Here is a 12,189-nt window from a genome sequence, read left to right on the forward strand (position 1 = left end):
TCAATCTCCGCCGCCTTGCTGCCATCTGCGTCGCTGCAGGCCGAAATAGCTGAACAGGATCGCGCCTAGTAGGAACGGGATCATCGCCACGGCGATGGCTGCGCCTTCGCCGAGCTGCCCGCCCGAAATGCCACGTTGGAAAGAAAGCGTCGCCATGAGATGTGTGGCGTTCACCGGGCCGCCGCGCGTCAGCACATAGATGAGCTGGAAATCGGTGAAGGTGAACAGTACCGAAAAGGTCATCGTGATGGCGATGATCGGCGTCAGCAGCGGCAAGGTGACATAACGAAACAGCTGCCATCGACCGGCGCCGTCCAGCGTGGCGGCTTCGTAGAGTGATTGCGGGATCGTCTGCAGGCCGGCAAGCAGCGTTATGGCGACGAAGGGAATGCCGCGCCAGACATTAGCGGCGATCACCGAAGCGCGCGCGTTTTGCGGATCGCCAAGGAAGTTGATGTTGTGGTCGATGAGGCCCATCTGCTTGAGGGCCCAGGAGATGATCGAGAATTGCGAATCGTAGATCCACCAGAAGGCGATCGCCGATAGCACCGTCGGCACCACCCAGGGAAGAAGCACCACGGCGCGGAAAAACGATTTGAACTGCAGGTTCTCGTTGAGCAGCAACGCCAGCCAAAGGCCGAGGGCGAACTTCAGGATAGACGCGCTCACCGTGTAGAGAAGCGTGTTGAACACGGACAGCCAGAACACGCTGTCGTCCCAGAGGTATTCATAATTCTCCAGGCCGATGAAGACGCCCGGCCTGCCGATGCGGGCGTCGGTAAAGCCGAGCCAGACGCCCAGCCCGAGCGGATAGGTCAGAAAGACCAGCAGCAGCACCACTGTCGGCAGCATAAAGCCAAAGCTGAGCAGGCCACGGCTTTCGGCAATGCGCGACAAGAAGGAAGGGCGGGGCGGGGCGGCGGTTGTCACGGCCATGAAAGGCTCCTGTGGCGGGTATCGAGTTGCAGCAGTCCTTCGACCTTCGTGGATTACAGGCGCGCGGGCCCATTGGTCCGCGCTCTCTCCTTGCGGGCGCGTGCCTTTCGGCGGCACGTCGCGGCGCCTGCTGGGGTCGACCGGAAAACAACAAGCGTCTTCCCCCGCGAATGGAAGAACACGTCCAGACTACACCCGGTAATACCTGTTGGCGCGCTTTTCGGCCTCTTCCATTGCCTCCTGCGGTGTCGCCCGACCAGTCACCGCCTTGGCGAACATGTCGACCAGCACATAGTCGGCCATGGTCGCGGCGGACGCGTAGCCGAGCGGCCCTGCGTAGCCGTTGTTGCGCAGCGTCGCTGACGCCTTGGCATAGGGCGCATAGTTTGGATCGGCCTTCCAGATCGGATTGTCGTCGTAGGCCTTCAAGGTCTGGCAGCAATAGCCGGAAGAGCCCTTGATCCATTCCGACATCTGCGGTTCCTCGAACATAAACTGCAGATAGGCCTTGGCCGCGTTGGGATAGGGCGTGTAGTTGAAGATCACCGCCGAAGTGACCTGGTAAAGCTCCACCGCCTTGCCGACCGGACCGATCGGCAAGCTGGCCGTGCGGATGTCCTTGGCCATTTCAGCCAGCTTGGGATCCTTGTCCTTGTTGATCCTGGCTGTTTCATAGGCCGAGATACCGTTGGCGATGACCGACAGCTCGCCGGCCAGGAAGGCACGATTGTTGTTGACGTCGAGCCAGCTTTCGGTGCCAGGGATGAAGGTCTTGTAGAGGGCCTGGGCATATTCGATCGCCTTCAGCGTCTCGGGACTGTTGATCACCACCTTGCTGTTCTCGTCGACCATCTTGCCGCCATGGCTCCATAAGAGCCAGTGGGCGTAGTTGTTGCCGTCGCCGACGCCGTGGCCATGGGTGAAGCCGGCTGGGTGGCCCTTGGCTTGCAGAGCCTTGCACAATTCGAGGAAGCTGTCGGTGTCCTTCGGGAACTCGGAAAAGCCGGCCTCCTTGACCCAACTCTCGCGGTAGACGATCGCGTTGCCTATGGTAGCCAGCGGCAGCCCGATGAACTTGCCGTCCTTGGTGGCGTAGCTCTTTGGGCCCTCGTGCCAGCCGCCATATTTCTTGCCCAGATAATCTCCGAGATCGGTCACATCGAGGAGCTTGTCGGGATATTGGAACGGATCGTCGAACCAGACGAACATCAGGTCAGGACCCGAGCCGACATTGGCGGCGACCGCCGCTTTGGGACGAATGTCCTCCCAGCTCTCCTTGTCGACGCGCACCTCGACACCGGTGGCATCGGTGAATTTCTTCGTCTGCGCCAGCCAGGCGTTCTCATCACCCTGGACGAATGGTGACCAGCGAAGGAGCCTGAGCTTGGCGCCCTTTTCGGGCGTGTATTTCGGCCCATCCTGGGCAAAGGCTGACGTGCCAAGCAGCCGGCTACCGATTGCTCCGGCCGCCGCAGCAACGGCGCTGGTGCGGATCACGTCTCTTCTGGTGTATCTCATGGCCATTTCCTCCTGTTTGATTGGCTGACCTCGGCATATTCAAAGCCGGCGGCCCGTATCTGCGTCAAAGAGATGGACCAGGCTTGGTTCGGCGGCGAGCCTGACGGTTTGGCCCGGCTGGAACGGGTGGCGCTCCCGAAAATTCGCGACGATCTCTTCGCCGCCAGGCGCGCGGCCGATGATCTGCAACTCCGACCCGGTCGGTTCGATGACGGAGATGGTGACGGGAAAGCCCTGGTCGCAGAGGCGCAGATGCTCTGGCCGGATGCCAAGTACCACTCGACCTCCATTCAGGCCTTTCGGCGTCTGCGGCAAGTGTACGGCGACGCCGGAGCTGCCTTCAAAGCCGCTGGCGCCAATGCGTCCTGTCAGCATGTTCATGGCTGGAGAGCCGATGAACATCGCCACGAAAAGATTGTCGGGGCGGTCATAAAGATCGAGCGGGCGCCCGATCTGCTCCACATTGCCGTCATGCATGACGACGATCTTGTCGGCCATCGTCATCGCCTCGATCTGGTCGTGAGTGACATAGACGGTCGTGGTCTTCAGGCGCTGGTGCAGTTCCTTGATCTCTGCGCGCATCTGCACGCGCAGCTTGGCATCCAGATTGGAGAGGGGCTCGTCGAACAAGAACACCTGCGGGTCGCGAACGATCGCCCGGCCCATCGCCACGCGCTGCCGCTGCCCGCCGGAAAGCTGCCGGGGATAGCGCGACAGAAGCGGCGTGAGGTTGAGAATTTCCGCGGCACGCGCAACCTTGGCATCGCTCTCCTGCTTCGAGACACGCTTCAACATCAGGGAGAACGCCATATTCTCTCGCACCGTCATATGTGGATAGAGCGCGTAGTTCTGGAACACCATGGCAATGTCGCGCTCCTTGGGGGCGACCGCGTTGACAACGCGCCCGCCAATGGCGATCTCGCCGCGCGTGATGCCCTCCAGGCCCGCGATCATGCGCAACAGCGTCGACTTCCCACAGCCCGAGGGGCCGACGAGCGTGACGAACTCGCCGTCTTCTATGTCGATGCCGACGCCATGGAGAATCTCGGCGACGCCGAAGGACTTATAGACATCGCGGATCGCAACGGACGCCATCGATTTCCTCCCGAGCGATTAGACGCCTGCAGGAAGACGTCCACTTCACATACGCAGCTTCCGGTCTTGCCGCGTCCTCCATCTGAAGTGGTAGCGCTACCAGCAGTGCGTGTAAAGCACGGCCTGATCTCCCTGGGCCACAGTGATCTAGATCGAATTTTCAATGTTTCGAGAGGCGCTCGGCCGCTCGGGACAAACGCAGCATTCCTCGGCCATCGCCGTCCCATCCTTGTGCACCTCCGATTCTCCAAATATTGCGGAACAAGGCGGCGGCCAGTGGCGGCGACCTCAACGGCAATCGAATGGACTGACGGCCGGCGAGCTGGTTGGCCGACGAGGCTCGGCTCCTGGTAGGCCGACCGCTGGAGACCGCTCGTCCGCATTCATGCCGCCCATCGCGCCTCTCGTGATCTCCTTCGTGGCATTGGTCCGCATCGCTGCCGCTGTCCGGAGATGCTCCTGCCGGAGCGCTGAGGGATGCAATCTGGGCTGCCCAGCTTGATGCGAGCCTTTCTCCAGCCGTGACAATGTGATTGTCTTCGAGCCCCCGGGCCCAGGATTGTTCCCTGCCCACGCGCGCGCCGTCCACGCCGGTGCGGGTGATCCATGCGAGACCTGGCTTCGCAGTGCCGCAGCAATACCGCGTGCACGTCTAGAGCCGCGCCAACCGGCCGCCATCCACGTTGAGCGCCGCGCCGTTCACAAAGGCGGCGTCGTCTGAAGCCAGGAAAGCGGCGGCCGCGGCAATCTGCTCGGGCTTGCCGACATCTTCCGGGCTAATGGTTTCGACGCCGGACGTGATGTTCGGATTTTCCCAAAGCATCGGTGTGTCGATGGCCCCTGGCAGGATAGCATTGGCGCGTATGCCACGCGCCCGGCCTTCGATCGCGGTCGACCGGGTGAGCGACAGCAGCGCGGCTTTCGCCGCTGCGTAAGGGGCAACATGCGGCGTCGTTTCAAGCGCGTGCACGCTTGAGATGTTCACGATCGACCCGCCATTGGTCATGTGCGCGAATGCCTCACGCGTGAAATGGACTGCCCCCAGCAGGTCCACACTCAGCACCTTCAGCCAGTCCGCGCTGGTGAACGCCTCGAGAGGCTTGAACATTATCAGGCCGGCGTTGTTGACGATAATGTCCAACCTGCCGAATCGCGCCAGCGCCAGTCGACAGCACTGTGCGACTGCAACCTCGTCTGAAACGTCGCCAGCCGACACGGCGGTGTCCGGTGCGCCGGCTTTTCGGACTGCCTGTGCGGCCGCCTGCGCATTGGCTCCAACTAGGTCGGCTATGACAACGCGGGCGCCTTCGGTGCCCAAGCGGGTCGCGATGGCCAGCCCGATGCCGCTTGCAGCGCCGGTCACAATTGCACTCTTGTCAGCCAGGCGCATCGGGTTTCACCTTGTCCTTGGAGGGTTCGAGCGGTTCGGCCCCAGCTTCAGCGATCCGGTCCACATGCAAAAGGCCCCGCGCATAGTCCTGCTGTGCGCGAACACTTGGGTCGTCCTGCTCGGACGGCAAAAAGACGGGCAAAGCCAGGCACACACTTTGGGTGGCGAGCAGCTTGTTCCAGTCGGCGATGAGCGCTCTATATGCGGTTCCCACCGCCCTGGGATTACGGTCCAAGTCATAGAGGCCGACCGCATTGACCGTTCCGTTGTTCTCGCGCAGGGCGCTGTCCCAGTCCACCTGATCCGTCAGCGAGTACCAGGTGAATCCGACGATCGGTATGCCGTCATTGCGGATCCTAAGCACGTTGGCCCACTCCTTCCACAACCAGTAAACGGCTTCGTCCCCGTTCGGGCCTTCGCGAATGTTTGTCTCTGTATGCATGACAGGCAGGCGGTAACGGTTGAAATACTGGCGCGTAATTTCGTCATAGCCAAACACCTCGCCGGAAGCCGACGTGGTTCCGTCCGCCCAAACCCGGTGCTCGTTGGTCTGGTAATAGTCAGTGCCCATCACGCAATGCCTGCGCAAATGGTTTTCCAGAAAGAAGCTGTACTCCTGCGCGGTCATCCCGTTTTCGAGCAGGTAGCGATACGTACGGGCGTCGACGTCATGCCCGTAATTGAGGTCGAGCGATAGGAAACGCTGGCTATTGAAGCGCTCCGCCTTGCCGATGGCCTCGGGGGAGTCAGCGTGGAAGTATTCCGAGGATTCACTTTGAATGAAAATAGCGTCGGGCCTCACTTGCAGGATCGCCCGCATCGCCACCACGTTGCCCTTCACGATATGCTTGAGAGCGGTGACGAACGCGGCATCGGTGCTCAGTTGCTCGTTCCACCAACCCCAGCGCGCTGAAAAGGTGGCGCAGATGAACATCTCATTGACGGGTGTGTAGAGCTGGATCCAAGGAAAGCGGGTTGCGAAGTCGCGCGCGTAACATTCAAATAGCCGCGGAAAATCCGGATTCTGGAAATTGCCCACCCAGTCCGGAACGCCGAAATGGCAGAGGTCGACGATCGGAAGAATATCCTTAGCCTTCAGGTCAGAGAAGGTCTCATCGGCGAAGGTCCAGTCGTAGTGTCCGTCGCCCAGCCAAGTCTTGTGAATTGGAGGCCCGTAGCGGAGGAAGCGAAGACCCAGATCCTGGAGCAGTTCGAAGTCGGTGCGCCATTGCTGGTAGAAGCGACATTTCTCCATTTCGTCGACACGCTCCCGACCTCCACTAATCGTGGGAGCGCTGTTTTCAATGCCGGTGGCAAAGACGAAATTGAACATGAAAGGGTCCTGAACCAGCCAAGCTGCAGCCATTTCCCAACGTCCAGGTTGCAGCGCAGTTCCGGTCAGGCGGCAGGTCATCGCGCTTCTTGGCGATACGCGACCAATACCGGGATGGCGTGGCGGGTCTCGCCGGGTATGCCGCGATCTGCGTGTTCAGTTTCTTGACGTGGCCGAGTGAGGGGATTTTCGCCGAAGGTGATTTCGTCCTGGAACCCCCCAAGCGAAGAGATCGCCACACGATGCGGATAACTGTTGCCGCGTGCGTGCTCTGATGGCCACTGGCGGAACGCGTTCGTCACGACGACGGTGTCCTGGTGGCGGCTATGGCGGTGGCGCGAAACACCCTTGCCGTAGCGCGCCGCTTCGGCACAAGGGCAGCCTCCCTCCTTTTTGCACGACAGTGGAGCAGCCAAAGGAATGGGCTGGAGCCAAGGCGGGAAGCCAAGCAAGGCACGCACTTAAAGAACGAATCTCCCGTTCGTTCGAATGATGGCAGCTAAGGAACCAGCAGTTAGGTTCGAACTGATGCTTTGGCGCGCGCTGATGTTTCGCTGGCTTCGCGCTTTTGCTCGGCTGCGCGGATGTTCAACAGGTGGAAATACAATGCGGTGAGGGCCGCGGTCTTGAGGTTCAGCGATGCGTCATGGGCAGAGCACGAGAGCGATTTCCCCCCTCGGTGCGTTCAGCTTGATTGGGCGATGGACTTCGCTTTTGCCGCACGCAACGCGCGGAAGTCCAGGCCGGGCCATTTTCACCCTCTCTGCGCTATGCCTGGTTTTGCTGTTCGCATCTGCGGCACACAGTCAGCGGGCGCCTGACGCGTCAGCGGCTCCCCCAGCCAGCGACAGCTCGTCGGAGGCATTTGCAGAACACGTTGATGTCGCCAAAGAGCCCGACGAGACACCGGCGCGAGCGTTCGGATCCCACGCACCTGGAGAGCTGGTGGCCGGCCAAGCACAGGCACCCGACACAGAGGCGCAAACGCTGCCCGGCGAAAATCAGGAGATGTTACGACGCGAATTGGATGCCGCACGAGCCGAGCTAGCCAAGCAAGCACAAGCTCTAAAAGAGCAGCAGCAAAAGGACGAAGCCCTTTCGCTCGATCTGCAGACGGCGCAGCGCGCCATCGAAAGCTTCAGGGCCGAAGCCACTCTCTGGGGCGGTGAGAAGCCCGCCGCCGCCGCTGCAACCCAACGCTCCAACCACCTCCCCGAGACTGCTGTGACGCAAGCTCTTGACGACCAACGGCACAAGGTTGAGCTCTTGGGACAAGAGCTCACAACGGCTCACCGAACCATCGAGGCCCTCAAGACAGCCGCAAATGCCGCCGCCGTCGAGCTGGCCAACGCCAATAAGAACCGTGAGGCGGCCGAAGCAGGCCTACGGCAAGCTGGAGAAGCGCTCGAACTGGAACGCAAACGAGCCGATTCAGCTGCCCGTGATCTCGACGTCGTTCGCAAGGAACGTGACGCTTCAAACCGGACCTCGGTAGGGTTAAGCGCGGCGCTGGACGAAGAACGTGAACGGGCGACCGGTCTGGCCCTGAGCCTGAGTGCCGCGCGCGAGGCAATCGACGACCTCGCAACCAGGAACCGGCCTGCGGCTGCAGCGCGCTCGCGAATGATCCATAAGCCGGCAGGTGTGGTTGCACGTGCACCACCCAGATCAGGTGTCGAATGGAGGCGCAAACCGGGCTCGCGAGAAAAACAGAAACAGGCTGCTGTCTTGGGCCCGCTCTCTCTTCCCCTCGCATTGCTGCCGACCCGACCACCGAAAGGGCTCGACCCGCGCCAGTGAACCGTGGAGCCGAATGTATGCCGAGGTCAACATAGCAATGAAACAGTACGTCGCCGCCGCCCTGATGATCGGGATTGGAATCGGACCTGCCTGCGCTCTCGACAAAGGGGTAGGCGCCAGCGTCGGCGGAATCGGAGTCGGCGCCGGAGTAAACGCCGGTTCGCAAGGCGCATCGGTCGGGGTGGGAGCGAGCGTCGGCGATGCAGGGGGATCACATGTCGGAGCTTCGGTTGGCGCGGGCAAGGGATCAGTTGGCGTTGGCGTTGGTGCCAGCGGCAATGTCGGCGACCCAGGCGCAGGCGTTTCGACCAGTATTGGTACGGGCGATGATCCGGCGGCCTACGACGGGTCGCCTACCGGCAGTGGCAGTCCAGCCACCACACCCAAAGGAACGGCTGGGCCCACCGCCGCTGCGTCCGCCGGGAGTGGTAAGCAATCGATTGCCTTGCCACCAATTCTTAAGCCTTCCGTATCTACTGACGGCGGCTTCACCGACGGCTATCCAATCAGGCCTCAGAGACCCCTCAGAGCGAAACCCGGTATACCGGCTGCTGTTGTGCAGGCCTGCCGCTCCGCAATCACATCCGCGGCCACGCTGCTTGGCGCTGTCCGCGTGCGGGCGTTAAGCGCAGGGTTGTTGCGTCGAGGTGGAGGTGCATTCACGGCACCAATCAAGGTGCAAATAGAGTATGCAAGGCAAGGGGGCGTCGAAGTTCGGCAGGCCGAGGTCGACTGTCGACTGGACAGGGCCGGCAGGGTCACAGCGATAAAATGAGAACTCGTTTGACCCCGTTCGAACGTCGCACCGTTTGGCTGGCCGGGCAATATGCCGTCATCCCGTGATGCTTGTTGCACAGCCAGTGGACATCGTGATTTCTATGCGACGCATCGGGGGGGCGGCCATGGCGCATGTCAGGTACTTCATTTCAAGGACCGGTGATCAATGGCTGGTCCGGTTTGACGGCAAGGACTATCGCTATTCAGCGCATTCGGAGGCCGTCCGTGCGGCTGTCAAGGCAGCCAGCAGTGCCTCGGCCACTGGCTACGATGCAGAGGTATTGGTTCAAGGCGTCGATGGAAAGTGGCGTACGGAATGGCCCATTGATTAAAGTCGGGACGCCCTGATGAGCGTCCTGCGCTGACGGCTGTAATGCGCTTTGGCGCTCATCTGTTCGCAGTTTGCGGCTCCGCCTTTGTGGCGACCTTTTCATCGGTTCGCCATCGATCGAGGCTATCGGTCAAGCTGTCGAACAACATAGGTATCCTCCTGATACACGCCGGCGATGTTTGGTCTGCCCGGTAGGTTGCACATTTCAGCTGCGGCACCCCGGTTGCTCGCCTCAAGTAATTCGAAGAACGGATTACGCGGCTTTACTCCTTCTACCAGTCCGGTTCGAAACATCACATTGGAAACCTTGTAGGAAGTCGGACGTTATCGCTGACCTCTATCGAGTGAGCAAAGAGTGCCTGACAACGCTAAATCACCGTCAGCCCTCCATGGCGACGCGCCGGCCGCAGCAGCCACCACTGCATGGGCGGATCGCAAGGAGTTGGCGTCGGCGGCGTTCGAACGCACGCGCATGCCCATAGTCATCACCGATGCTCGGCAGCCTGACAATCCTATCGTGCTCGCCAACAGAGCTTTCCTGGATCTGACCGGTTATACATCCGATGAAGTCTTGGGTCGAAATTGCCGCTTCCTGCAAGGGGAGGGAACATCACCCGCGGCCGTTGCTGAAATTCGAGCGGCGATAGAGCGTGAACGCGAGACCAATGTAGAGATACTGAACTTCCGCAAGGACGGATCGCCGTTCTGGAACCAGCTCCATCTGAGCCCTATCAAGGACGATGAAGGCGCGCTCCTTTACTACTTCGCGTCGCAGATCGACGTTACGAAACATCGCATGATCCAGAGCCTGGAAGCGGCGGAGCACCGCCTCCTTATGGAGGTCGACCATCGCGCAAAGAACGTTCTAGCGGTTGTCGATGGTATCGTTCGGCTGAGCAAGGCGGACAATGCATCGCTCTATGCCGCGGCCGTTCAACGACGGATCCAGGCTCTGGCAGTCGCACACGCTTTATTGGCCGAGCGCGGCTGGCGCGATGTGCCGCTGGACGAAATCGTCTCCAGGCAGGTCGCCCAGTTTGCGTCTGGCAGGACGGCAATGAGCGGTCCTGAAGTACTGATCCCGGCGGTGGTCGTTCAACCACTGGCTCTCGTCGCCCATGAATTGATCGTCAACGCCGCCACCCATGGGACCCTCGCCCACGGTACGGGGCGGTTGCAGGTCAGCTGGCATGGGACGGGCCATCATGGCGGCTTTAACCTGCGGTGGGAAGAAAGCGGGAGACGTAAAGCTGAATCTCGGCCAGGGGCGCCCGGCTTCGGAACGACCATGGTCAATGCAATTGTCCAGAAGCAGCTTCAGGGTGAGATCCTACGGGAGTGGGCAGCGGACGGTTTGAAAATCAGCATAAGCATCCCGGGAGCAGCTGCCGTTTCGACAGCCAAGGGTATCTGAGACGCTCGTTCATCTGGCACTCCCATTTTTCCATAGCGGCGTCGCAGGCCGACCCCCGCTAGACGAAGGTTCATCAAAAAGTCTAGCCATGAACTATTTCATCAAGCCGGCAGCGCGAAGGGCGCTTTCGATAAGCGGACCGGGCCCAGCCGTCAGACCGCTGCGCGGTTCGAAGGGTGGGTGTGCGACCACCAAAGGGGAGTGCCCAACAGATTTTGCCGGTAAACGCACATCAGGCGATGGGACCTGAGAGCCCGCTTCTTCAAATCCCCAGAACCGGGAGATAAGCGAAGTGGACGATATGCCGGTATCGATCATAAAGGATCCGCCGTGACTCAATCCGTCCGCGGAGTCCACGGGGGTCCCGTGCGCCATGCCTGCGATCAGGTACGATTCGATGACTTCCTCATTGGCAGCGTTCTTCCAGACCTCGCGGCGATAGCCCTGATGCACCTGCGTCTCGGGTTGCACTCTACTTTGGCCGCGCAATGCAAGCCACTGCCCGACGAGCTGCTCGGAGTTGACCGGACTGACTGTTGTGTCGGCGCTTCCGTGCCAGACGGAGAGTTTCGGCCATGGTCCGTCATGACCGGAATCTTGCTGGACGGTCGTCGCCAACTGCTTCGCAGTGGGGCCGCCGTGCCCTCGCATGCGGTCGAAAGCCTGCGGCAGGCTAGTGGCGCTGCCGTAGGGTAGACCGGCTATGATGGCCCCGCCGGCGAAGACTTCCGGGTAAGTCGCCAACATGGCGGCGGCCATTGCCCCGCCGGCGGAAAGTCCGGTGATAAAGATCCTGGTGCGGTCGATGTCGTGAGCGGTGACCACGGCCTCTATCATTTGGCGGATCGAAAGCGCCTCGCCGGAGCCCCGTCGGGTGTCGTCGGGGACAAACCAGTTGAAACAAAGATTGGGATTGTTGCTGCGCTGCTGTTCTGGAAAGAGGACGGCAAAACCATTGCGATCCGCCGTCCTCGACCAGCCGGCGCCGCGGTCATAGGATGCAGCGGACTGCGTACAGCCATGGAGGACAACCACCAGAGAGGCCTTCGCCGCAAGATCCTTGGGGCGGTATGTCCAGCCTCGCAGGTTTCCGGGATTTGACCCGAACGCCTGAAGTTCGGAAAACCGGTCTTTTTCGGAACCATTCAAGACGCCGTCGATCTGTTTTCGCCGAGCAGCCAAGCGTGCAACGGTATCGGCGAGACTTCTCATGTCGGTATCCTTTCGTCGATCCAGAGCGGATCGAACAACGGAACGCCGCGTCTCCAGATTGGTTGCTGCAGTGCAGCATAAATTGCCTGCAAGCAATCGATTCCGCATGGGATTGGCTTTGCATCGCCGGTGCAGAGAGCCCTCCGATCGAGCAGCATGGGTGGAAAACGGACTGGCCGCTCTCGACTTTCACACACTGACATCCTCTTTGTGTGGCTGACAGAGCACAAGCCCGCCAAGTGGCGGCTTGCTGCTCATCAGGTGCACAACTGGTCCATGGCCTGCGTCCTCAAGAAATCCCCACGACGCTTCGCCACGATAGAGTTCCGCGTCGTCAATATCGTCCTGCATCAGCACGTGAGAAGCTGCCTGTGGAGGGCTTC

At 60.8% G+C, this 12,189-nt stretch carries 10 protein-coding genes; 4 read left to right on the top strand and 6 right to left on the bottom strand.

Annotated features, from left to right (window positions below; genetic code table 11):
* From FJ950_RS23925 to FJ950_RS23945, 5 genes are all read right to left on the bottom strand, one after another.
* On the bottom strand, nt 1-936 hold the full coding sequence (locus FJ950_RS23925; RefSeq protein ID WP_140619092.1) for a sugar ABC transporter permease: 936 nt from the start codon (nt 934-936) through the stop codon (nt 1-3).
* Nucleotides 937-1,125: 189 nt separating this feature from the next.
* Nucleotides 1,126-2,454 carry an ABC transporter substrate-binding protein gene (locus FJ950_RS23930; protein ID WP_140619094.1) on the bottom strand — a complete coding sequence of 443 codons (1,329 nt, stop codon included), beginning with the start codon at nt 2,452-2,454 and terminating at the stop codon, nt 1,126-1,128.
* A gap of 39 nt (nt 2,455-2,493) precedes the next feature.
* Entirely contained in the window at nt 2,494-3,549 is a 1,056-nt protein-coding gene (ugpC, locus tag FJ950_RS23935; protein WP_140619096.1) for a sn-glycerol-3-phosphate ABC transporter ATP-binding protein UgpC, read from the bottom strand.
* Nucleotides 3,550-4,201: 652 nt separating this feature from the next.
* Nucleotides 4,202-4,939 carry an SDR family oxidoreductase gene (locus FJ950_RS23940; RefSeq protein WP_140619098.1) on the bottom strand — a complete coding sequence of 246 codons (738 nt, stop codon included), beginning with the start codon at nt 4,937-4,939 and terminating at the stop codon, nt 4,202-4,204.
* The gene (locus tag FJ950_RS23945) at nt 4,926-6,272 is read right to left on the bottom strand and encodes a family 1 glycosylhydrolase (RefSeq protein WP_140619100.1); all 1,347 of its coding nucleotides are present in this window, start codon (nt 6,270-6,272) and stop codon (nt 4,926-4,928) included. The genes FJ950_RS23940 and FJ950_RS23945 overlap by 14 nt, the downstream gene beginning before the upstream one ends.
* A gap of 945 nt (nt 6,273-7,217) precedes the next feature.
* Between FJ950_RS23945 and FJ950_RS23950 the strand changes: the two genes are divergently transcribed.
* From FJ950_RS23950 to FJ950_RS23965, 4 genes are all read left to right on the top strand, one after another.
* The gene (locus FJ950_RS23950; protein ID WP_140619102.1) at nt 7,218-8,072 is read left to right on the top strand and encodes a hypothetical protein; all 855 of its coding nucleotides are present in this window, start codon (nt 7,218-7,220) and stop codon (nt 8,070-8,072) included.
* Between the two features lie 37 nt (nt 8,073-8,109).
* A complete protein-coding gene (locus tag FJ950_RS29890) occupies nt 8,110-8,847 on the top strand; it encodes a hypothetical protein (RefSeq protein ID WP_140619288.1) in 738 nt (245 codons plus the stop codon).
* A gap of 127 nt (nt 8,848-8,974) precedes the next feature.
* The gene (locus FJ950_RS23960; protein ID WP_181166425.1) at nt 8,975-9,181 is read left to right on the top strand and encodes a DUF2188 domain-containing protein; all 207 of its coding nucleotides are present in this window, start codon (nt 8,975-8,977) and stop codon (nt 9,179-9,181) included.
* Between the two features lie 354 nt (nt 9,182-9,535).
* Entirely contained in the window at nt 9,536-10,594 is a 1,059-nt protein-coding gene (locus FJ950_RS23965; protein ID WP_140619107.1) for a PAS domain-containing protein, read from the top strand.
* 93 nt (nt 10,595-10,687) lie between these two features.
* Here FJ950_RS23965 and FJ950_RS23970 read toward each other — a convergent pair whose 3' ends face one another.
* Nucleotides 10,688-11,806 (bottom strand): PHB depolymerase family esterase, encoded by a 1,119-nt coding sequence (locus tag FJ950_RS23970; protein ID WP_140619108.1) that lies wholly within the window; start codon nt 11,804-11,806, stop codon nt 10,688-10,690.
* Nucleotides 11,807-12,189 lie beyond the last annotated feature (383 nt).

Origin of the sequence: Mesorhizobium sp. B2-3-14 (assembly GCF_006442175.1) — a bacterium.
Taxonomy (GTDB): Bacteria; Pseudomonadota; Alphaproteobacteria; order Rhizobiales; family Rhizobiaceae; genus Mesorhizobium; species Mesorhizobium australicum.

Excerpts from the sequence above, each read along its gene's own strand:
- ugpC (WP_140619096.1), bottom strand. The coding sequence starts at position 3,549 with ATGGCGTCCGTTGCGATCCGCGATGTCTATAAGTCCTTCGGCGTCGCC.
- FJ950_RS23940 (WP_140619098.1), bottom strand. The coding sequence starts at position 4,939 with ATGCGCCTGGCTGACAAGAGTGCAATTGTGACCGGCGCTGCAAGCGGC.
- FJ950_RS23970 (WP_140619108.1), bottom strand. The coding sequence starts at position 11,806 with ATGAGAAGTCTCGCCGATACCGTTGCACGCTTGGCTGCTCGGCGAAAA.
- FJ950_RS23960 (WP_181166425.1), top strand. The coding sequence starts at position 8,975 with ATGGCGCATGTCAGGTACTTCATTTCAAGGACCGGTGATCAATGGCTG.
- FJ950_RS23925 (WP_140619092.1), bottom strand. The coding sequence starts at position 936 with ATGGCCGTGACAACCGCCGCCCCGCCCCGCCCTTCCTTCTTGTCGCGC.
- FJ950_RS23945 (WP_140619100.1), bottom strand. The coding sequence starts at position 6,272 with ATGTTCAATTTCGTCTTTGCCACCGGCATTGAAAACAGCGCTCCCACG.
- FJ950_RS23930 (WP_140619094.1), bottom strand. The coding sequence starts at position 2,454 with ATGAGATACACCAGAAGAGACGTGATCCGCACCAGCGCCGTTGCTGCG.
- FJ950_RS29890 (WP_140619288.1), top strand. The coding sequence starts at position 8,110 with ATGAAACAGTACGTCGCCGCCGCCCTGATGATCGGGATTGGAATCGGA.